This is a genomic window from Streptomyces sp. NPDC046887 (assembly GCF_040644755.1).
GTDB lineage: Bacteria > Actinomycetota > Actinomycetes > Streptomycetales > Streptomycetaceae > Streptomyces > Streptomyces lichenis.
Genome location: NZ_JBEYXH010000016.1, coordinates 54,604 through 76,216, shown reverse-complemented (window position 1 = coordinate 76,216; position 21,613 = coordinate 54,604). Strand labels below are relative to the sequence as shown.

Here is a 21,613-nt window from a genome sequence, read left to right as displayed (position 1 = left end):
TCAGCCGAACCGTTTGGCCATGGCCCGGAAGAAGCCCGGGACCGCCCCGTGCAGCCGGGCGGGCAGGCCCAGCCAGGCGGGGACGAACACATCGGCGCGGCCCCGTACGGCGGCCCGCCACACGGTGTCGGCGACCTGGGCGGCGGGCACCGGGCGGGGGTGCTCGCGGTGGTACGGGACGCCGCGCCGACCGAAGAACGGCGTGTCCACCGCGCCGGGCAGCACCACCGTCACCCCGACCCGGGTGCCGGCCAGTTCGCAGCGCAGGCTGTCGGCGAAGGCCAGCAGTCCGCCCTTGGTGGCGGCGTACACCGCCTCGCCCGCCACGCCGACCCGCCCGGCCATGGAGCCGATCAGGACGATCTGCCCGGTGCCGCGTTCGGCCATCGGGGGGAGCAGCAGCCGGACCAGGTGGAGTACACCGGTGAGGTTGACGGCCACCAGCCGGTCCACCGCCTCCTCGGGCATCGCGCCGACCGGCCCGGCCCAGCCCACTCCGGCGGCGGCCACCAGGGCGTCGACCCGGCCGGCCCGGTCGAGCGCGTCGGCGGCCAGCTTCGCCACGCCCGCGCTCTCCGCCAGGTCGCCGGGGAGCGCGGTGCCGCCGGTGCGCGCGGCCACCGCGTCGAGCCGCGCCTCGTCCCGTCCGGCGAGCAGCAGCCGGCAGCGCCCGTCGGCGGCGAACCGGTCGGCGACGGCCGCGCCGATCCCGGAGGACGCTCCCGTGACGAGCGCCACCGGCCGGATGGCGGACGGTGGGTCCGTACGGGGGTGCGTGGGCGGCATGGCGGACCTCCGGGCTGTCGACGGCCGTGCCCTTCCAGCGTCCCGGTTTCCGGCGGCTCCGCCTCTCGGCGGGGTCCGCGTGGTGCCCTGTTCCCCTCGGGACCGCCTCGCGGAGGCGGCGGCGGAAGGCGGAGGAGGCCGCTGGCCCGAACGGATGGCGTACCCACCCGAACGGCTGGCGGTCGGCCCCTCCGGGCGGCGCCGGGCGGCACCGGTCCCCACGCTGGCGGGTCCTGCCGCGCGACGGGCGCGACGGCCGAGCGAAGGGGCCTTTGATGGGGCGGCGATGCCTGGTCCTGACCGCCGGTATGGGTGCCGGGCACGACGCGGTGGCCGGGGAGCTGGCCCGGCGGCTGCGGGCGGCCGGGCACCAGGTGCTGGTGCGGGATGTGCTGACGCTGCTGCCGCCGGGCACGGGGCCCGCGCTGCGCGGCTTCTACCGGTGCGCGGTGCGGCGGGTGCCCTGGGTGTACGCGCTGGTCCACCGGGTCTTCCTGGCCCCGGCGCGGGCGGGTGGTCGGCGGCGCAGGCCCGGTACCGGGCCGCTGGCGGCGCTCGCCGAGCGTCCGCTGCGCGCGCTGGTGGACCGGTGGCGGCCGGATGTGGTGGTCTCCACCTTCCATCTGGCCGGGCAGATCACCGGCCGGCTGCGGGAGCGCGGGGCGCTGGAGGTGCCGTGCGCGGTGTATGTCACGGACTTCGCGGTGCACCGGGCCTGGCCGGCCCCGGGCAACGACCTCTTCCTCTGTGTGAGCGAGCCGGTGGCCCGGCGGGTGCGGGCGGGCACCGGGCGGCCGGCGCTGGCCACCGGTCCGGTGGTGCCGCCCGCGTTCGGCCGGTCCGGGCCGCCCGGCCCGGCGGCCCGGCTGGCCATCGCCCGGGCCGCCGGGCGTCCGGTGGTCCTGCTCTCGGCCGGGGCCTGGGGGGTGGGCCCCGGACTGCTCCCGGCGGCGCGGGCCCTGGCGGGCGCCGGCTGCCTGCCGGTGCTGCTCTGCGGACGCGATGAGGGCCTGCGGCGGCGCGCCGGCCGGCTGCCCGGGGTGCTGGCCCTGGGCTGGGCGCACGATCTGCCGGGCCTGATGGGCGCGGCGCGGGTGCTGGTGGACAACGCGGCCGGGCAGACCGCGGTGCAGGCCCTCGCCGCCCGGCTGCCGGTGGTGGGCTTCCGCCCCATCGCCGGGCACGGCGCGGCCGGGGTACGGGAGATGGCCGCGGAGGGCCTGACGGTGTACGCCCCCGGCCTGCCCGCCCTGCTGACCGCCGTCGCCACCCTGGCCCCACCCGGCCCGCCCCGCGACCGCCTGGTACGGGCCGGGGCGGCCCTGTTCCAGGAGGACGCGGCGGCCGCGGTGGCCCGGCTGGCGGGGGCGCCCGCCACGGGTTGAGGTGCGGCGGGTGGTGGGCCCGGAAGCCCCGGCTGGGCCACCGGCGTCGTACGGCCGCGACGGCAGCGGTACGGGGAGGGGCGGGCCGACCCCGACCCCGTACCGGTACGGCAGCCGTCCGGGTCAGTCGACGGTGAGGACGATCTTGCCGGTGGTGCGGCCCTGCTCGCCCAGCTGGTGGGCCTTGGCGGCCTCGGACAGGGGGAGCACGGTGTCGACCACCGGGCGCAGCCGGCCCTCCGCCACCAGGGCGGCGATCTCCAGCAGGCCCTGGTGGTCCGGCTCCACCAGCATCCAGTCGGTGCGGACGCCGTCCGCCTCGCCGGGCACGTCGTCCGGGCTGGGCAGGGTCACCAGATGGCCGCCGGGGCGCAGCACCTTCAGGGAGCGGGACCCGGTGTCGCCGCCGACGTTGTCCAGCACCACGTCCACCTCACCGACCGCGTCCTCGAAGGCGCCGGCCCGGTAGTCGATCAGCACGTCGGCGCCGAGGGAACGCAGCAGTTCGTGCTTGGCGGCGCTCGCCGTGCCGATCACGTAGGCGCCGCGCGCCTTGGCGATCTGCACCGCCAGGTGCCCGACACCGCCGGCCGCCGCGTGCACCAGCACCCGCTGCCCCGGGGAGACCCGGGCGGTGTGCACCAGCGCCTGCCAGGCGGTGAGCGCGGCCAGCGGCAGCGCGGCGGCCTCCTCGTGGCTCAGCGCGGCCGGCTTGGGCGCGAAGTGGCGCGCGGGGGCGGTCACGTACTCGGCGTAGGCGCCGGCCTGCTTCGGGAAGCTCGGCATGCCGAAGACCTCGTCGCCGGGGCGCAGGACCGTCACGCCGGGGCCGACCGCCTCCACGGTGCCGGAGACGTCCCAGCCGACGATCGGGGTCTCGGCCCAGTCGACCAGCGCGCCACTCGCCCGGGTCTTCCAGTCCGCCGGGTTGACCCCGGCCGCGCGTACCCGTACCAGCACCTCGCCCAAGCCCGGTTCGGGTCGCTCGATCTCGCGCTCGACGAGCACCTCGGGGCCGCCCCACTCGCTGACGACGACGGCACGCATGGCAGGCATGGCTGGTTCCTCCTGATGTCGGTCGCCACCGGTTCGTTCCGGCGGCGTGCCTCCAGCATCGGTGGAGCGGGGCCGGTACGGTGCTGGCCGAACGGCCACTATGTGACAGAATTCGGCCATGCACCGTGTCGCCGTCCTCGCCCTCGAAGGCGTCCCCCCGTTCGAGCTGGGCATCCCCTCGCGCGTCCTCGGCAACGCCTGGGACGAGACGGGCCGCCGGCTGTACGAGGTGACCGTCTGCACCGCCGACGGTGCCCCGGTCACCAGCGACGCCGGCTTCACCGTGGCGGTGACGGCGGGTCCCGAGGCCCTGGAGCGGGCGGACACCGTGGTGGTGCCGCCCACCCACGCCATGGACGAGCTGACCCAGGGCGCCCCGCTGCCGGCGGCACTCGCCGAGGCGCTGGCCCGGATCCGGCCCGGCACCCGGCTGGTCTCCATCTGCACCGGCTCGTACGTCCTGGCCGCGGCCGGGCTGCTGGACGGTCGCCGCGCCACCACCCACTGGTACTCGGCGCCCGAGTTCCGCCGGGCCTTCCCCCGGGTGGTGCTGGACGAGGACGTGCTGTTCATGGAGGACGGCCATGTGCTCACCTCCGCCGGGGTGGCCGCGGGGGTGGACCTCTGCCTGTATCTGATCCGCCGCGACCATGGCACCGCGGTCGCCAACCGGGCCGCCCGGATGTGTGTCGTACCGCCGTGGCGGGACGGCGGCCAGGCCCAGTACATCGACCGGCCGGTGCCCGAGCCCACGGTCGCCACCACCACGGCGACCCGGGCCTGGGCGATGGAGCGGCTGGACAGCCCGCTGTCGGTGGACCGGCTCGCCCGGCACGCGCGGATGAGCGTGCGCACCTTCAGCCGGCGGTTCCGCGACGAGGTGGGGATGACGCCCGTCCAGTGGCTGACCGCGCAACGGCTGGACCTGGCCCGCCAGTTGCTGGAGACCAGCGACCTGGCGGTCGATCTGGTCGCCCTCCGGGCCGGGTTCGGTTCGGCGAACTCCCTGCGCCAGCACATGCGCAGCACCCTGGGCGTCTCACCGATCGCCTACCGGCGCACCTTCCGCACCGACGGGCTGGTCCTGGCCGGCGACTGACCGCCTCCGAGGTCAAGACCCACCCGGCGGCGCCGGAGCTCAGGTCATCGACGGGTCGCCCTTGAGCAGGGCGAAGACGGCACCGGCCGGGTCCTTGACCATGGCCAGGCGCCCGACGCCGGGTACGTCCATGGGCGGGATGAGGGTGCCGGCGCCGTGGCCGGTGGCGGCGGCGAAGGCGGCGTCGCAGTCGCGGACCCCGAAGTAGGGGTGCCACTCGGAGCCCGATCCGGCGGCCAGGTGCTCCGGGCCGAGCTGGAGCACCCCGCCGTGGGCGCTGTCCTCGCCGTCGCCTCCGCCGGGCGCGGAGAGCAGGGAGTACGTCGAGCCGTCGCCGGCGTCCATCTCCTGGTACGTCCAGGAGAACACCGAGCGGTAGAACTCCTGGGCGGCGGCCAGGTCGGTGGTGTACAGCTCCGTCCAGATCAGGGTGCAGGGCTCCATGACGGTGTCCAGACCGGTGATGCCGCCCGGCTCCCAGACGGCGAAGTCGGCGCCGGTGGGGTCGGTGAAGGCGGCCAGTCGGCCGGCGCCCGGGACCTCGTCCGGCTCCGTGCGGACGGTACCGCCGGCCTGCTCGACGGCCCGACGGGTGGCGTCGGCGTCGGAGGTGTGGAAGTAGACCGTCCAGGAGGGGGTGGCCCCGTGCTCGCTGAGCGGGCCGACGGCCGCCACGATGCCGCCGTCCCGCTGGAAGAAGCCGTAGCCACCGTCGCCGCCGGGCGCGGCGGACTGGTAGGTCCATCCGAAGACAGCCGCGTAGAAGGCGACGCTGGCGTCGATGTCGGGTGAGCCGAGGTCGATCCAGTTGGGTGTGCCGGGGACGGGACGGGTCGTCAGCATGGCGTGAACCTCCGGTGTGTGCGGGACCAGCGGGGGGCTTCCGGGGCGGACTTCCGGTGTGGCGGGCGGGCGGCCGGTGCCGTGGCGGGGTCCGGCGGGCGCCCCTTCCAGTAGAACGCGCACGGTGCGGCCCCGCGAAACGGCCGGTGCCGCGACGGTGGACGGGGTTCCCCCATCCGCGCTTCCCGGATGGCGCAATCTTCGCGGATGTCCTTTAGATGGTGCAGACCGCGCGCCAGTAGAGCGCGGAACAGGCGACACGGTGTGTGCCTCACCGGAGTCCGGCGAACGGAGCCACGCCATGACCACCGAAGATCCCACAACTCCCCCGAATCCAGGACCCGGTGACCGGTCCAGGCCGCCCGACGTGGGACCGGCCCTGCCGTCGTACCCGCCGTTCACCCCACCGCCGCCCCCGACGGCCGCGCCGCCGCGGGGCGCCGCGGCGGCGGGCAGCGCGGACGTCGGCCACTGGCGGGAGGAGAGCGGACCCGAGCGGATCGCGCCCCAGGAGCCGGGAGGGCCCGGCACCGCGTGGGCCGCGGCGTACCCGGGTGCGGAGGCGCTCGTCCCGGCGGGCGCGCCGGAGCCGGCCGGTGACACCCGGTCGGTCACCGGCCCGGCGTACGGCGTGATGCCGCCCGCCGAGGCTCCGTACGAGCCCGCGGGCCCCTTCCCGTACGGCCCCGCCGACCCGTTCCCGCGCGACCCGGCGGGAAGCCCCGCGCCCGGCGGACCGGTGGACCCCTTCCCGAACGACCCGGCCGGCCGGCTGCCGTGGGAGCCCGGCCGACCGCTGCCGCAGGAGCCCGGGACGGAGCCCCGCTCCGGGGTCGGCGACCGGTTCACGGCACGGGAGCCGAGGACCTTCGTCCTGCCGCCCGAGCGCGCGGCGGGCCCGCGTAGCGCCGCCCCCTTCGACGCCCTCACGCCGGGCGAACAGGCCGCGTTCGAGGCCGCGTTGGGCCCGGACCCGCTGATGGAGCCGCCCTCGGCGGCGGTGCCCGCGGAGTTCTCGGCGCCCTCGGTGGAGGTCGCGCTGCGGCAGTCCGCGGTGCGCCCCGACCGGCGCCCGCCGCTGGAGCCGGTGCCCCCGGCCGGCCGCCCCGAGTACCCGCCGCCCCGCGAGGCGGCGCCAAGGCTCGGCGGGCACCCCGGGAACGGGACTGCGGGCTCCGGCCTGCCGTACCCGGACGGAGCCCCGGACGCCGGGCGTGCCGCCACGGCGCGCCCGGCGGCCCCGGCAGCCGGTGCCGGCACGGCGCCGGACCCGGTCGCCGGAACGGATCCGACCGCGTCGCGGTACGAGGAGACTGCCTCCGCGGGAACCCGCGGGACGCCCGGATTCGCCCCGCTCACGGCCGACCTGGGCGCGGCCGGCGGTACCGCCCCTCCGGACGGGCCGCGCGACGGAGCCACCGCCACCACTCCCCCGACCCCCGCGCCGGTGCCGAGCGGCGCCCAGGAGGGTGCTGGGGACGGGGGCAGTGGGCCTTCGGCCGGTGGGTACGCGACCGGTGGCGGGTTCGAGGCCGGTGGCGGATACGAGGCCGCCGCGCCCCGGACCGCCGTCCACGAGCCGGATGCGCGCAGGGCCGGTGCGGACGAGAGCGGCACGTACGAAGGCGGTGCGCAGGAGCCCGGCACCTACCGGCCCGGTGCGGACGAGAGCGGTGCGCACCAGGGCCGTACCGGCGAGCCCGACGCGTACGAGAGCGGTCCGCACGAGCCCGGCGCGTACGGGTCCGACGCGGACAGCCCCGCCGTGCACGAGAGCGGCGCGCACCAGAGCCGTCCGGACGAAGGCGGTGCCCGCGAGCCCTGGGCGTATGAGACGGACGCGCACCGGGCCGCCGGGAACGCGGCCGACGACGCGGCGGCCCCGGTGCCCGGGAGTGGCGCGGCGGGCGGGACGGATGACGCGGCCCGGGCCGTCGCCGACTTCGTCGGCCTCGCGGACTCCGGTGACGTGGACGAGATGAGCGACGAGCGCATAAGGACGATCATCTGGACGGCGGCCACCTACCGCCCGCTGGAGGAGGTCGCCGCGCTGGTGACCATGCTCAAGCGGACCGGGGCCGTGTCCAATCCGGGCGACGAGGCGCTGCGCGCGGCCGCGGTGGCCCGGCCGCTGGAGGAGGTCCGGCAGCTGGTGGCCATGCTCAACGAGGCCGGCCACCCGATCGACGAGTCCGACACCACGCTGCGGGCGGCCGCGGTGGGCCGGCCGATCGAGGACGTGGTGCAGCTGGTGAGCATCCTGGGCACCGCGAAGGGCGGCGGGGCAGCCGCCGGGAAGCCGGTCGTCGACCCGGTGGGTCCGGGCGCGGCTCCGGCACCCGAGCCGGCGGCGGCCGTGCCTCCGGCACCGCCCACCGAACCGGTGGCCGCCACCGCGGCGAAGCCGGCCGCGGCGGCCTCGGCCCCCTCGGTCCACGTACCGGAGAACCCCAACGTCCGCCCGCCGCGCTCGGTCACCGCCTCGGCGGCCCCGGCGGAGCCGAAGGTCCTCGTCCCCGAGGAGCCCGCGGACCGGGCCGGGCGGGCCGGGCACAGCGCTCTGCGCTGGCCGGCCGCGGCGGCGCTGCTGGCGTGCGGGCTGATCCATCTGCCGGTGGATCTGGCGGGGGTGCGCTCGGGCGGCGGCGGCATGGTGTCGCTGGCGGTGACCGCGCTGTGCATGGTGACCGCGGTGGTGCTGGTGATGCGGGAGTCGGCGCGCGCCTGGATGGCCTCGGCGGTGACGGCGGTCGGGGTGTTCCTGGTGCACACGGTGGCCGGTGCGGACACCTTCGCGCTGCTCGAACGGAGTGTGGGCGCGGCGTTCGCCTGGTCCGGGACGGCGGCGCTGGTCGCCTCGGTGCTGGTGGTGCTGATGGCGGGCAGGGTCCTGCTGCGGCAGCGCCGGGAGCCCGACCCGGCCGAGGAGGCCTGACGGACCGGGTTCCGCGCCCTCGCGGACCACCGCGAGCCGAGGAAGCTCCGCCACGACGGGAGCCGCTCGACCGAGCGGCTCCCGTCGGCGTGTTCGGCGTTCCTCGCGCGGGGGGTGAAATCAGCTCCTCAACCTCGTCGCCAACTACCTTGTGAGCAGGCGCACTTGACGGCCGATGCGGGCGGGAGACGCGGGGCCGGCGGCGATTGGCGGGCACAAGTCCGTTTCATCCTCCGTTCAGCGGCGACCCGAAAGGACGAATCCAGTCCACCACCCCGACGAACCAGGAGAGTTCCATGAGTGACTGGCGCCACCGGGCCGTCTGCCGCGACGAGGACCCCGACCTGTTCTTCCCCATCGGGAACACGGGTCCCGCGCTGCTCCAGGCGGAGGAGGCCAAGGGCGTGTGCCGGCGTTGCCCGGTGCGTGAATCGTGCCTGGAGTGGGCGATCGAGTCGGGCCAGGAGGCCGGGGTCTGGGGCGGGATGACCGAGGACGAACGCCGGGCCCTGAAGCGGCGCACCGCGCGGCGGCGGCAGCGCAGCCACGCCTGACTCCGGCCGCGGGGCGGTCACCGGGTGTGACGGACGGTGCCCCGATCGAGGCTGGCCAGGGCGGCTGCGGGCGTTTTACGGTGGTCTGACGGTCATCGACCCTTCCGGAGCCCCATGCCCAGACCCCGTACCGCCCCCGCGGCCGCCGTGCTGAGCGCGGCCGCCCTGCTGCTCGCCGGTTGCGGGGCCGTCGGGGGCGGCGGTGCCGCCGAGCGGTTGTCCGCCGGCCCCGCCGGGGCACCCTCCGCCACCTCGGTCGTCTCCCCGGCCGCGTCCCCGGCCCTCGCGAGCACCACCGCAAGACCCCCGGCCGTCGCGAGCGCCACCGCGGAGCCGCCGGGCACCGCCTCCGACAACCGGCCGCCCCCGGTCACCGCCGAGCCGGCGCCGGACGATCCCGCGCGTACCCGGCCCGCGGTCCTGGCCATCCCGTCGATCGGGGTCGAGGAGCTGCGGGTGGTCCCCTACCAGGGCACCACCGACGACTGGCCCGGAACCAGGATCCAGGACCGCGGGGTGGCCGCCAGCCCGTACGGGGAGAAGGGCGGAGTGGGCCCGGGCGAGGTGGGGAACTACCTGGTCACCGCGCACCGCCTGTCCGCCGGGGGCCCGCTGCGCGCTCTGCCCGAGCTCCGGCCCGGCGACACGGTACGGGTCACCTCCGGCGGCACGGTCCACGCGTACCGGATCACGGAGACCCGTCAGACCTCCTTCCGTTCCGAGCGCTCCCTGGCCGAGCAACGGGCCGCCGTCCCGGGCGAGCCCGGCGAGCGGGCCACCCGGGCGATGATCACCCTCTCCACCTGCGCCACGCCGGAGGACGACGCGGCCGGCAACCACTGGCGGGACGAGAAGGGCAATCCGGAGCACCGGATCGACAAGATCGGCGTGCTGGTCTCCTCGAAGAAGGCCTAGCCGGGGTACGCCGCACCGGCGCGGGAGCGGTCGCCACGGGCGTCAGGGGAGATCGGCGCCCCGGTCACCCTGGCCACTCTCGTGGCCCTGGCCGCCGGCGTCCTGGCCCTGAGCGCCCGCCTCCTGGTCCTGGCCGGCCCCTTCCTCGGAGCCCTGCCCCAGTCCGCCCTGGTCCTGGCCTCCCTGATCCTGGCCGCCCTGCCCCTGGTCCTCCTCACCGGCACCGCCCTGGTCCTGGCCCTCCTGGCCGCCCTGGCCCTGGCCCGGGGGCTGCTCGCCGTCGCCGATGGTGGCGCCGACCGCGGCGAGGGCGGTGGTCACCGGCTGGAAGAAGGTCTCGCCACCGGCGTCGCAGTCACCGCTGCCGCCGGAGGTGAGGCCGACGGCGTCCCCGTCACGGGTGAAGAGCGAGCCGCCGCTGTCGCCGGGCTCGGCGCAGACATCGGTCTGGATCAGGCCGGTGACCGTGCCCTCCGGGTAGTTGACAGTGGCGTTCAGCCCGGTGACCTGACCGTCGCGGAGGCCGGTGGTGCTGCCCATCCGGAACACCTGCTGGCCGACCGCGGCCTCGGCCGCGCCCCTGATGGCCAGCCGCTGCCCGTCGCCGAGGTCCACCTCGTCGGGCGCCTCGGCGGCCGGGTCGTCGTAGGTGACCAGTCCGAAGTCGCCCTCGCCCGGGAAGACGGACTCCTGGGCCGAGCCGAGGACGGCGCCGTTCCCGTCGGACCACTGCTGGGCGGCCACCGTGCAGTGCCCGGCGGTGAGGAAGCCGCGGGCGCCGTCCGAGGTGGTCACGTTGAAGCCGAGCGAGCAGCGGGCGCCGCCGCCGAAGATGGCGTCCCCGCCATCGGCGAAGGGCCGGAACTCGCCCTTCGACCTGCGGATCTCGGCCACGCCCTCGCCGAGCCCCCGGACGGTGGACTCCAGCCGGTCCCAGCGGGCGCCGGTGACCGTGCGGTCGGCGGTGACCAGCACCTGGTTGGTGCGCGGGTCGACGGCCCAGGCGGTGCCGGGGACCCCCGCCTTGGCCGACAGGGTGCGGGTGGCGCCGGCCAGCGCGGCCGCCCCGTTCCGTACGGTCTTCGCGACGGCCCCGGCCGCCTTGACGCGTTCGGCGAGGGCGGGGTCCTTACCGGCCACGTTGACCACCAGCCGGCGGGTGCCGGCGTCGTAGTAGGCGCCACCGTAGGAGTCGCCGAGGGAGCCGGCGAGCTGCTTGGCCGTCTGTGCGGCCGAGGCCGCGGTCATGGTCCGGACGGTCGGCCGGTCGTCGTCCTGGCCGGACTGGGAGGCGTTCGCCTGGGGCAGCAGGATCGCCGCCGCGGCGATTCCCACCGCTCCCGCACCCGCCAGTACCGCTTTCCGCTTGGGTATCCGCCTGTGACTCAACTCCACCGCTCCTGCCGCTGGTTCGGACTCCGGTCGCCGACGGCGACCGGGGGGACGCGTCCGCTCTCAGGTACGGGCGGGGCGGGTGCGGCGTTCAGCCGGTGCGGGGATGATCGGCCCGGTGCGCCGGCCGGGGCGTCATCGGTGCGTATCTCGATGAGTACACATGGGTACGGAATGGTAAAAATATGACATGAGTGGACGGAGCGGACGGTCCGGGCACGCCCTCCTCGGGGTGCGCACCGTGGCCGGTCAGGTGCTCCTGCTCCAGGTGGTGGCCGCCGTCCTGCTGATCGCGGCGGCGGTGGCGGCGGTGGTGTGGCAGACCCGCGCCGACGGCGAGGACGACGCCCGCAACCGCTCGCTGGCCGCGGCCGAGGCGTTCGCGGACGCTCCCGGGACGGCGGCGGCGCTCGCCTCGCCGGACCCGGGCGCCGCGCTGCAGTCCTCGGTGGAGCGGGCCACCCGGCACACCGGGGTGGACTTCGTCACCGTGCACGCCCCGGACGGGGTGCGGTACGCGGACGAGGACCGCTCGCTGGTGGGGCAGCGCGCCGAGGGGCTGGAGGAGGCGGCCGGGCGGCCGGCGTACACCGAGATCTTCACCGGCTCCCCGAACGACGCGGCCCGGGCGGTGGTGCCGGTCACCGGCCCGGACGGGCGGGTGGTCGGGCTGGTCACGGCGGGGGTGACCATCGCCAGCGTGGGGGACGCGGTGGACCGCCACCTTCCGGTGCTGCTGGGGTCCGCGGCGGCGGCGCTGGCCCTGGCGGTGGGCAGCTCGCTGCTGGTGAGCCGGCGGCTGGGCCGGCAGACCCGGGGGCTCGGGCCGTCCGAGATGACCCGGATGTACGAGCACCATGACGCGGTGCTGCACGCGGTACGCGAGGGGGTGCTGATCATCGGCGGGGACGGCCGGCTGACGCTGGCCAACGACGAGGCCCGCCGGCTGCTGGACCTGCCGGCCCGACCGGAGGGCCGCGAGGTCTCCTCGCTCGGGCTCGACGAGGGCACCGCCGAACTGCTCTCCTCGGGCCGGATCGTCACCGACGAGGTGCTGCTCGCCGGTGACCGGCTGCTGGCGGTGAACACCCGGCGGACGGCGCCGCACGGCAGGGCCGGCGGCACCGTCGCCACCCTGCGGGACACCACCGAGCTGCGCGCCCTGTCCGGAGTGGCCGAGGGGGCGCGGGAGCGGCTTCAGCTGCTGTACGAGGCGGGGGTGCGGATCGGCACCACGCTGGATGTGGTGCGTACCGCCGAGGAGCTGGCGGAGGTGGCGGTGGGGCGGTTCGCCGACTTCGCCACGGTGGAGCTGCTGGACCCGGTGCTGCGCGGCGAGGAGCCGACGGGTGAGCGGACCGAGATGCGCCGGGCGGCGGTGCGCGGGGTGCGCGCCGACCACCCACTGCAACCGGTGGGCGATCTGGTGCGGTGCGCGCTGCCGACGACGCCGATGGCGGCCGCGCTGGCGAGCGGGCACGCGGTGCTGGAGCCGGACCTCTCGCTGGCCGACGGCTGGCGGGCACAGGACCCGGCGGGCGCGGACGCGGCGCTGGCGTACGGGGTCCATTCGCTGCTCGCGGTGCCCTTGCAGGCCCGCGGGGTGGTGCTGGGGATGGCGAACTTCTGGCGGTCGGAGCAGCCGGCGCCGTTCGAGGCGGAGGATCTGGCCTTCGCCGAGGAGCTGGCGGCGCGGGCCGCGGTGGCCATCGACAACGCGCGCCGCTACACCCGTGAGCACGCGATGGCGGTCACCCTCCAGCGCAGTCTGCTGCCGCACAGCCTGCCCGAGCAGGACGCGGTGGAGGCGGCCTACCGGTATCTGCCCGCCCAGGCGGGGGTCGGGGGTGACTGGTTCGACGTGATCCCGCTGCCCGGTGCGCGGGTGGCGCTGGTGGTGGGGGACGTGGTGGGACACGGGCTGCACGCGGCGGCCACCATGGGGCGGCTGCGGACCGCGGTGCACAACTTCTCGGCGCTGGACCTGCCGCCGGACGAGCTGCTGGGCCATCTGGACGAGCTGGTGTCCCGGATCGACCAGGAGGAGGGCGGCGCGGGGGTGGCCGCGGTGACGGGCGCGACCTGTCTGTACGCGGTGTACGACCCGGTGTCCGGGCGGGCCTCGGTGGCGACCGCCGGGCACTTCGCACCGCTGGTGGTGGGGCCGGACGGGGCGGTGCGCAGCCCGGAGGTGCCGGTGGCCCCGCCACTGGGGCTGGGCGGTGCGCCGTACGAGACGGTGGAGCTGGACCTGGCCGAGGGCAGCCGGCTGGTGCTGTACACCGGCGGGCTGGTCGAGCACCGGGAGCAGGATGTGGAGACGGGTCTGTCGATGCTGCGCTCGGCGCTCGGCGGCCGTCCGGAGCGTTCTCCGGAGGAGACCTGCCGGGCGGTGGTGGAGGCGCTGGTGCCCTCGCGGCGGCGGGACGACATCGCGCTGCTGGTGGCCCGTACCCGGCTGGTGGACCGCTCCCGGGTGGCGGACTTCGACGTGGCGCCGGATCCGGCCGCGGTCGGCGAGGTGCGGGCGGCCTGCGGGCGGCAGCTGGAGGCGTGGGGGCTGGCGGAGATCGGCTTCACCACCGAGCTGATGCTGAGCGAGCTGGTCACCAACGCGATCCGCTACGGCTCGGCGCCGATCCATGTGCGGATGCTGTACGAGCGGTGGCTGACCTGCGAGGTGTCCGACGGCAGCAGCACCTCCCCGCATCTGCGGCGGGCCTCCGACACGGACGAGGGCGGGCGCGGGCTGTATCTGGTGTCGCAGTTCGCCCAGCGCTGGGGCACCCGCTACACCGCGCAGGGGAAGGTCATGTGGACCGAGCAGTCCCCGGCGGACGGTGACCGGCAGCCGGTGGACGCCCTGCTGGACGACCTGGCCTGGTAGCCGCGGGCCGTCCGGGACAGGCGCACCGATCTGTCCCTTTTGACAGCTGGCGCACCTTTGGGGCTTTAGATCCCTATGGGTCAAGTTAGGGAAACATAGACTGACTTATCCCACCGAGGGCGGACCCGTGATGTCCATCACCGCCCGGAAATGACATGCGCATTTCCGAAATTGATCCAATGCTTATACGGCAGCGCATTTGACGGGCCGCCAGAAAAGGCGGGGAGATCCAATTCCCGGAATTCGCCGACTACCGGCCGTGCGGCGGTAGATCGGCGCTTGTTCTGCCCCGATTCCCTCGCCTACGGTCACGCTCATTCCGGGTGGAACGCCGAATCCTGCCGCCGTCCGGACACGCACCCACTCACCCACACGCACGGCAGGAGCGGGGGACCCAGGTAAGCGCCGGACCGCACAGCCGCGGAACGGCTTGGGGTGAAGTCGCGGAATTCCGCGGCCGGGCAACTCCAGCCCGAACCCGACAGCTCACCTCGTAGGCGCCGGAGAGGAAAGCACCATGCCCGCAATGGGTAAGCACCGCCGTGTCCGCAACAGCGCCCTGGCCCGCCGCGTTCTCGCGGTCGGCACCGGTGGCGCCGCGCTCGCCCTGCCGGTGATCGGCGCGGCCACCGCCCACGCCGCTCCCGCCGCCGCCCCGGCCGCGGCCGTCGTCCAGGCGAAGACCGCCGCCCCCGCCGCCGCCAAGGCCGCCCCCGCCACGTACTCCGTGGTCCTCGGCGACACCCTGTCCACGATCGCCCGCTCCCATGAGGTGGCCGGCGGCTGGAAGAGCCTGTACGAGGCCAACCGCGCCGCCGTCGGCGCCGACCCCTCGCTGATCCGCCCGGGCCTGAAGCTCAGCGTCGCCCAGGCCGCCGCCGCGACGAAGCCGGAGGCCGTGCCGGCCGTCGCCAAGGCCGCCCCGGCCGCCGCGAAGCCCGCCGCCGCCAAGACGGCGTACGCCGACAACCTGGACGGCTGGATCCGCGAGGCCCTGGACGTCATGGCGCAGAACGGCATCCCCGGCAGCTACGAGGGCATCCACCGCAACATCATGCGCGAGTCCTCCGGCAACCCGCTGGCCATCAACAACTGGGACGTCAACGCCGTCAACGGCACCCCGTCCAAGGGCCTGCTCCAGGTGATCGACCCGACCTTCCAGGCGTACCACGTGGCCGGCACCTCGACCGACAGCTACGACCCGGTCGCCAACATCGTCGCCGCCTGCAACTACGCGGCCGACCGCTACGGCTCCATCGACAACGTCAACGGCCCCTACTAGGCCGATGGCAGGCGGCTCCCCGTGTCAGGCGGTACGGGGAGCCACCGCCGTGAACCTGCCGGAAGGCCGGCCGCCCCGCGCGGCCGGCCTTCCGGCATGAGCTGACGGGGGTCTCACTCCGGGCGCTCGGCCGTGACCAGCCAGGCGGTGGAGCGCAGTCGCAGCGGGCCGTCCCCCTTCTCGTACCGGCGCAGCGCCCCGGTCAGCCGCCGGCCCGCCTCCTCGCGCGCCTCGGGCCCCACCTGCGACAGCAGATGCCGCCCCGGCCCCATCCCCAGCATGAACGCGGCCACCTCCTCGGCGTCGGCGCCCCACTCCCCGTACGCCTCCACCCGGTGGACACCGGGGTTGGCGTAGCCGCCGGCGGCGAGCACCGACCGGATGGCGGCGGGATCGGCCAGGGAGAACATCCCCGGCTTGCCCGCGGCCCCGAAGCCGCCCATGGGCACGATGTCCTTCAGCGAGGTGAGGGCGGCCAGCCACTCGTTCGCCTCGGGCTCCGCCGGGCAGACGAAGGCCAGCCGCCCGCCGGGGCGCAGCGCCCGCCCGATGTTGCCGAAGCCGGCCGCCGGATCGGCGAAGAAGGTCAGCCCGAAGCGGCTGATCGCCCGGTCGAAGGAACCCGGCTCGAACGGGTACACCTGGGCGTCGCCGCGGAGGAACTCCGCGTTCCGGATCCCCTCCCGCTCGGCGGTGGCCCGGGCCCGCTCCAGCATGGGGGCGGACAGGTCCAGGCCGGTGGCGCCGCCGGTCGCGGCGCGTTCGGCGGCGAGCCGGGTGGTGCGCCCGGAGCCGCAGCCGACGTCCAGCACCCTGTCTCCCGAACCGATCGCGGCGGCGTTGAGCAGCGGTGCGCAGTACCCCTCGTTGACCGCGTCCCAGCGGCCTTGGTGGCGGGCCCAGTGCTCGCCCTCGTAGCCGTTCCAGGCCTCGGCCTGCTCGGTGTTGGCGATGGGCGGCTCGGTCGGGGTCGGGTTCACGGCGGCACTCCTCGGGAGGGGGCGGGGCGGTGCCGGGTCCCGGTGGGGGACGCGGCCCGGGCGGTACGGAGCGCCCGCCCGGGCCGACGGGTGCTCCGTACCGTGGTTACCCGGTGTCCACCGCGTCGGGCTGCGCCAAAGGGGTGCCGCGCGTCCGCTCCCGCCCCCTCGGCTCACCCCTGGGGCACCCGGCGGCGCCGGAGCGCGGGCCGGGAGGCGGCCGGGGCGGCCCCGGTGGCGGCCAGATGGGCGGCCAGGGCGGCCGGGGTGGGGTGGCGGAAGACCTCCCGAAGGGTGAGGTCCCGGCCCAGCTCGGCGCGGACCCGGTTGAGCAGCCGTACCGCCAGCAGGGAGTGTCCGCCGGACCGGAAGAAGTTGTCGTCCGGCCCGACCGGCCGACCGCCCAGCACCTCGGCGAAGAGTGCCAGCAGCAGGGGAAGCGGCCCGCCGGGGTCGTGGGCCGGCCGCTGACCCGGGGCGCCGGCATCCCGAGACTCCCGGCCGGGGGTGCGCACGGTGGCCGGGACCGCGTACTCGGGCAGCCGGTCGGCCGCCCAGGCACGCAGCTCGTCCTCGTCCACGTCTCCGCTCACCTCGGCGACCAGCCGCTCCCCCTCCGCCCGGACCTCGGCGGCGGTCACCTGGGGGTGGGCGGCGAGGACCCGCTCGACCTGGCCGATGTCCACCCGGTAGCCGTCGATCAGGGGGCGCTCGCCCCGGTGGCCGGGGCCGGCCGGCAGGGTGGAGAGGCGGGCCGAGGGATCCGCCGCGAAGGCGGCCAGCGCGCCGGTGAGCGCGGTCGTGAGCCGCCGGGCCCCCTCGGCCGTCCACAGATCGGTGGCGTACTCCAGGACACCGGCGAGACCGCCCTCCTCCCCCGCCTCGGTGAGCCGCTCGTTGAGCTGCTCGTTGAGCTGCTCGGTGAACTGCTCGGCGAGTCGCTCGGTGAGGGCGAAGGTCAGATCGGCCTTGGCGGTGGCGGAGCCGTACGGGAGGGTCCCGCCCGCGAGCGGATGGCCGCCGTCCCGGTCCGGGCCCGCCGGCGCGGCCCGGTGCACCTGGAGCATGATCTGCGCCAGCGGGTGGTGGGCGGCCGAGCGGTGCGGGTTCAGCCGCTCCACCAGCAGGTCGAAGGGGGTGTCCTGATGGGCGTAGGCGGCCAGGTCGGCCTCCCGGACCCTGGCCACCAGCTCGGTGAAGCACGGGTCGCGCGAGGTGTCGGTGCGCAGTACCAGGGTGTTGACGAAGAAGCCGACCAGCCGGTCCAGCGCCTCGTCCTCCCGCCCGGCGACCGCCGTGCCGAGAGCGAGGTCGGTGCCCGCGCCCTGACGGGTGAGGACAGCCGCCAGGGCGGCCTGGACGACCATGAAGAGGGTGGCGCCCGCCTCCCGGGCGATCCGGGCCAGTCCCCGGTGCACCTCGGCGGGCACCGCGAAGGGCAGCAGCGCTCCACGCCCGGAGGGCTCCGGCGGGCGGGGGTGGTCGGTGGGCAGGTCGGTCAGCGGCGGAAGTCCGGCCAACGCCGTCTCCCAGTAGCCCGGTTGATCAGGGACGGTGTCGAGTCGGGCGCGCTGCCAGAGGGTGTAGTCGGCGTACTGGACCGGCAGCGGCTCCCACCCCGGCGCCTGACCGGCCGCGCGGGCGGTATAGGCGTGCCCGAGGTCGTCGAGCAGCCGGCCGGTGGAGTGGCCGTCGGCCGCGATGTGGTGCACCAGCACCACCAGGGTCTGCTGACCGCAGCCGTCCACCGGGAGGAAGAGCCAGGCCCGGAAGGGCAGTTCACGGGTGAGGTCGAAGACATGGGCGGCCGCCTCGTCCACCGCGGCGGCGGTGTCGGTGGGGAAGCCCAGCTCCAACGGGGGCCGGGCGCCCGGCCGTACCTCCTGGTAGGGCTCCCCGTCGGCGACCCCGTACCCGGTGCGCAGCACCTCGTGGCGGTCGGCCACATCGGTGAGGGCGGCGGCCAGCAGCGCGGGGTCGAGCGGCCGGTCGAGCCGGCGGACCAGGGCGATGTTGTACGCGGCCGAGGATCCGGCCAGTTGGTCGGTGAACCAGAGCCGGCGCTGGGCGTAGGAGAGCGGCGCGCGAGCGGGGCGGCCGGGCACGGGGCGGAGCGGGAGCCGGGACCCGGCGCCGCTTCCGGCGGCCGTCTCGGCCTCGGTGAGCCGGCGGTGCAGGGCGGCGGGGGTCGGGGCGAGGAACAGATCGCGTACCCCGGTCTCGGCGCCGAGCACCGCGCGGACGCGGTTGACCAGCCGGCTGGCGAGCAGCGAATGGCCGCCGCAGCGGAAGAAGTTGTCATGCGGGCCGATCCGGTCCCGGTCCAGCACCTGGGCGAAGAGGGCGCAGAGGATCTCCTCGCGGGGTGAGGGGGCCTTGGCGGATGGCGCAGTGGGCCGTTCGGCGGGGGGCGCGGCTGCCCGAAGGGCGTCGTGTCTGCGCCGGAGCTCAGCCGCCTCCTCCGCCGTCACCAGGTCCAGCGCGCCCAGCCGGCTGTCCGGCCGGGTGGCGAAGGCCTCCAGGGTCCGCAGGTAGACGGAGAGCAGGAGGTGGGCGGTCCCGGCATCGAACAAGTCCTCGGCGTAGGTGAGATGGACTGCCAGGCCGTCGGCGGTGGGGGCGCAGTGGAAGGAGAGGTCGAACTTGGCGGCGGCCAGATCGGTGGAGGAGGCGGTGGCGGAGAGCGGCCCGAGGCGGACGGGGCCCGGGTCCGATGCGCCGCCCACGGTCAGCATGGTCTGGAAGAAGGGGTGCTCGCCGAGGCTTCTGGTGTCGTCCGGGCCGCCCAGCTGCTCCACCAGGGTGGCGAAGGGCAGGTCCTGGTGGTCGAAGGCGGCAAGGTCGGCGTCCCGCACCCGTTCCACCAGCTCGGCGGCGGTCGGGTCGCCGGAGAGGTCGGTGCGCAGGGCGAGGGAGTTGACGAAGCAGCCGACCAGTTCGTGCAGGGCCTGGTCGGGGCGGCCGGCGACCGGGGTGCCGAGGGCGAGGTCGGTTCCGGCACCGGTGGCGGAGAGGGCCGCGGCGAGTGCGGCGTGGGCCACTATGAAGAGGGTGGCGCGGTGTTCGCGGGCCAGCGCGGTGAGCGCTCGCCGGGTGGTGGCGCCGGTGGTGGCGGTGACGGTGGCTCCCCGACCGCTGGGTTCGGCCGGGCGGGGCCGGTCGTGGGGCAGCGCGGTCCGCGCGGGAAGTCCGTCGAGGGCGGTCCGCCAGTGGTCGAGCAGGGCGGTCGGGTCGGCGAGCAGTTTCCGCTGCCAGAGGGCGTAGTCGGCGTAGGAGACCGGGAGGGGTGCGACGTCGGGCGCGCGGCCGGCGAGCCGGGCGGTGTAGGCGACGCCCAGGTCCCGGAGCAGCGGGGTCAGCGACCAGCCGTCCACCGCGATGTGGTGGATCAGCAGCAGCAGGGTGGCGGTGCCGTCGCCGGTGGTGAACAGGGCAGTGCGCAGGGGTGGTTCACCGGCCAGGGGCAGCGGGCGGCGGGTATGGGCGGTCAGTTCGGCGTCCAGCCGGGCGGGGGTGGTGTGGACGGTCTCCAGGATGGGCGTGAAGGCGGGGGCGATCCGCTGGTACGGCTCGCCGTCCACCGACGCGTAGCAGGTGCGCAGCACCGGGTGGCGGGCCGTGGTGTCGGCGAGCGCGGCGGCCAGCGCGTCCCGGTCGGGTATGCCGTCCAGCCGGAGCACGATCGGCGCGTGGTAGGTGGCGGAGGGGCCGTCGATCCGGTCCTGGAGCCACAGGGCGCGCTGGGCCGCCGACAGCGGCAGCCGTTCGGGGCGCTCCGCCGGCGGTACGGGGGTCAACGGCGGCCGCCCGGGTGTGCCGGCGGCCGGCTCCCGGGTGGTGAGCCGGTGGTGCAGGGCGGCGGGGGTGGGGGCGAGGAACAGGTCGCGGATGGCCGCGTCCAGTCCGAGGGCGCCCCGAATGCGGTTGACCAGCCGCCCGGCGAGCAGCGAGTGCCCGCCGCTCTTGAAGAAGTTGCCGTCCGGGGCGAACTCCTCACGGCCCAGCACCTCGGCGAAGAGTCCGCACAGGATCTCCCGGCGCGGGTCGGCCATATCCGCGCGACCCCCGGCCCCGTCGTCCGGGGCGGGGGCGGCATGGGCTGCGGTACGTCTCGGCCGGGCGGCGGCCTCGGCCGGGGTGAGCAGTTCCAGCGAGCCGATCGGCCGCTCGGGCGCGGTGGCGAAGGCGCCCAGCGCCCGCACATACGCCGTCAGCAGCAGCTCGGCCGTCCGGGCGTCGAAGAGGTCCAGGGCGTAGCCGAGGGTGAGGTCGAGCCTGCCGGGTGCGCCGTCCTCGGTGTGGCGCTGGGCGCAGTACCAGGTCAGATCGAACTTGGCGGCCGCCAGGTCGGCGTCGGCGAGCCGGGCGGTGAGGCCCCCGCCGAGGGCGATCGGGTACGCCGGGGTCCCGGCGTCCACGGTCAGCATGGTCTGGAAGAAGGGGTGGTGGCCGAGGGCGCGGTCCGGGGCCAGTCGCTCCACCAGCAGGTCGAAGGGGAGGTCCTGGTGCTCCAGGGCGGTGAGGTCGGCGTCGCGGACCCGTTCCAGCAGGGTGGCGGCGGTCGGGTCGCCGGAGGTGTCGGTGCGCAGGGGCAGGGAGTTGACGAAGAAGCCGACCAGGTCGTGCAGTTCGTCCTCGGGGCGGCCGGCGACCGGGGTGCCGATCACCAGGTCGGTGCCCGCGCCGAGGGCGGTCAGCGTGGCGGCGAGCGCGGCGCGGGCGGCCATCGGCAGGGTGGCACGGTGGGCGCGGGCCAGGGCGAGCAGTCCCCGGTGCTCCTCGGCGCCGAGGCGGGCGGTGACGGTGCCGCCCCGGCCGGTGGGTTCGGTGGGGCGGGGCCGGTCGGTGGGCAGCGGCAGCAGCTCCGGGGCACCGGCCAGCAGCCCGCGCCAGTAGCCGAGTTGTTCGGCGGCCAGGCTCTCCGGGTCGTCGGGGTCGCCGAGCAGTTCCCGTTGCCAGAGCGCGTAGTCGGCGTAGGAGACCGGCAGTGGCGCGAACGCGGGCGCCCGGCCGCCCAGCCGGGCCCGGTAGGCCTGGCCGAGGTCGGCGAGCAGCGGCCGGAGCGACCCGCCGTCGGTGGCCGCGTGGTGGATCAGCAGCACCAGGGTGGCGGTGGCCCCGCCTTCGGTGAACAGGGCGGCGCGAAAGGGCGGTTCGATGGTGAGGTCGATCGGCCGGCGGGCCAGCTCGGTGACCCGCCGGTCGCGTTCGGCAGCGTCGGCGCACTCGACCACGTCCAGAGCGGGCAGGGCGCCGGCCGGCAGCACCCGGCGCAGTGGTTCGGCGTCCGGGCCGGCCGGCAGCACGGTGCGCAGCACCTCGTGCCGTTCGGCCAGGTCGGTGAGGGCCGCCGCGAGCGCCGCGCGGTCCGGCACCCCGTCGAGGTGCAGCACCAGGGGCACGTTGTAGGTGGCGGAGGGCCCGTGCAGGCGGCCCAGGAACCACAGGCGCCGCTGGGCGTACGACAACGGGGTGGTGGATGCCATGGGGTTCTCGTCC

Annotated in this window: 13 protein-coding genes and 1 riboswitch; of the genes, 7 read left to right on the top strand and 6 right to left on the bottom strand. The window is 76.0% G+C overall.

From position 1 onward, the window contains the following. Nucleotides 1–786: an SDR family NAD(P)-dependent oxidoreductase gene (locus ABZ945_RS17215; RefSeq protein ID WP_361269730.1), complete on the bottom strand. Its 786-nt coding sequence runs from the start codon at nt 784–786 to the stop codon at nt 1–3. A 275-nt stretch (nt 787–1,061) separates the two neighbouring features. On the opposite strand from ABZ945_RS17215, the gene ABZ945_RS17210 reads away from it, so the two are divergent. Beyond that, nucleotides 1,062–2,171 carry a galactosyldiacylglycerol synthase gene (locus ABZ945_RS17210; RefSeq protein WP_361269727.1) on the top strand — a complete coding sequence of 370 codons (1,110 nt, stop codon included), beginning with the start codon at nt 1,062–1,064 and terminating at the stop codon, nt 2,169–2,171. Between the two features lie 123 nt (nt 2,172–2,294). Here ABZ945_RS17210 and ABZ945_RS17205 read toward each other — a convergent pair whose 3' ends face one another. Then, a complete protein-coding gene (locus ABZ945_RS17205) occupies nt 2,295–3,218 on the bottom strand; it encodes an NADP-dependent oxidoreductase (protein ID WP_361269893.1) in 924 nt (307 codons plus the stop codon). Between the two features lie 127 nt (nt 3,219–3,345). Here ABZ945_RS17205 and ABZ945_RS17200 point away from each other — a divergent pair, with 127 nt between their 5' ends. After that, complete coding sequence (locus tag ABZ945_RS17200) at nt 3,346–4,326, top strand: helix-turn-helix domain-containing protein (protein WP_361269724.1); 981 nt, start codon at nt 3,346–3,348, stop codon at nt 4,324–4,326. A 39-nt stretch (nt 4,327–4,365) separates the two neighbouring features. On the opposite strand, the gene ABZ945_RS17195 is transcribed toward ABZ945_RS17200, so the two are convergent. Beyond that, a complete protein-coding gene (locus ABZ945_RS17195) occupies nt 4,366–5,169 on the bottom strand; it encodes a VOC family protein (protein ID WP_361269722.1) in 804 nt (267 codons plus the stop codon). Nucleotides 5,170–5,536: 367 nt separating this feature from the next. Between ABZ945_RS17195 and ABZ945_RS17190 the strand changes: the two genes are divergently transcribed. From ABZ945_RS17190 to ABZ945_RS17180, 3 genes are all read left to right on the top strand, one after another. Then, nucleotides 5,537–8,104, top strand: coding sequence for a hypothetical protein (locus tag ABZ945_RS17190; protein WP_361269719.1), 2,568 nt, complete (start codon nt 5,537–5,539; stop codon nt 8,102–8,104). 296 nt (nt 8,105–8,400) lie between these two features. Further along, the gene (locus ABZ945_RS17185; RefSeq protein WP_361269716.1) at nt 8,401–8,658 is read left to right on the top strand and encodes a WhiB family transcriptional regulator; all 258 of its coding nucleotides are present in this window, start codon (nt 8,401–8,403) and stop codon (nt 8,656–8,658) included. Between the two features lie 114 nt (nt 8,659–8,772). Next, nucleotides 8,773–9,573 (top strand): sortase, encoded by an 801-nt coding sequence (locus ABZ945_RS17180; RefSeq protein ID WP_361269714.1) that lies wholly within the window; start codon nt 8,773–8,775, stop codon nt 9,571–9,573. Between the two features lie 42 nt (nt 9,574–9,615). On the opposite strand, the gene ABZ945_RS17175 is transcribed toward ABZ945_RS17180, so the two are convergent. After that, nucleotides 9,616–10,962: a S1 family peptidase gene (locus ABZ945_RS17175; RefSeq protein WP_361269711.1), complete on the bottom strand. Its 1,347-nt coding sequence runs from the start codon at nt 10,960–10,962 to the stop codon at nt 9,616–9,618. Between the two features lie 193 nt (nt 10,963–11,155). Between ABZ945_RS17175 and ABZ945_RS17170 the strand changes: the two genes are divergently transcribed. Together ABZ945_RS17170 and ABZ945_RS17165 are read left to right on the top strand one after the other, a co-directional pair. Continuing rightward, nucleotides 11,156–13,852: a SpoIIE family protein phosphatase gene (locus tag ABZ945_RS17170; protein ID WP_361269709.1), complete on the top strand. Its 2,697-nt coding sequence runs from the start codon at nt 11,156–11,158 to the stop codon at nt 13,850–13,852. Between the two features lie 319 nt (nt 13,853–14,171). Continuing rightward, a riboswitch (cyclic di-AMP (ydaO/yuaA leader) is annotated at nt 14,172–14,367 on the top strand. A 2-nt stretch (nt 14,368–14,369) separates the two neighbouring features. Further along, entirely contained in the window at nt 14,370–15,134 is a 765-nt protein-coding gene (locus tag ABZ945_RS17165; protein WP_361269707.1) for a LysM peptidoglycan-binding domain-containing protein, read from the top strand. 113 nt (nt 15,135–15,247) lie between these two features. Here the strand turns inward: ABZ945_RS17165 and ABZ945_RS17160 are convergent, their stop codons facing one another. Together ABZ945_RS17160 and ABZ945_RS17155 are read right to left on the bottom strand one after the other, a co-directional pair. Further along, entirely contained in the window at nt 15,248–16,114 is an 867-nt protein-coding gene (locus tag ABZ945_RS17160; RefSeq protein ID WP_361269705.1) for a class I SAM-dependent methyltransferase, read from the bottom strand. A 173-nt stretch (nt 16,115–16,287) separates the two neighbouring features. Next, nucleotides 16,288–21,600, bottom strand: coding sequence for a condensation domain-containing protein (locus ABZ945_RS17155; protein ID WP_361269702.1), 5,313 nt, complete (start codon nt 21,598–21,600; stop codon nt 16,288–16,290). Between the last annotated feature and the right edge of the window lie 13 nt (nt 21,601–21,613).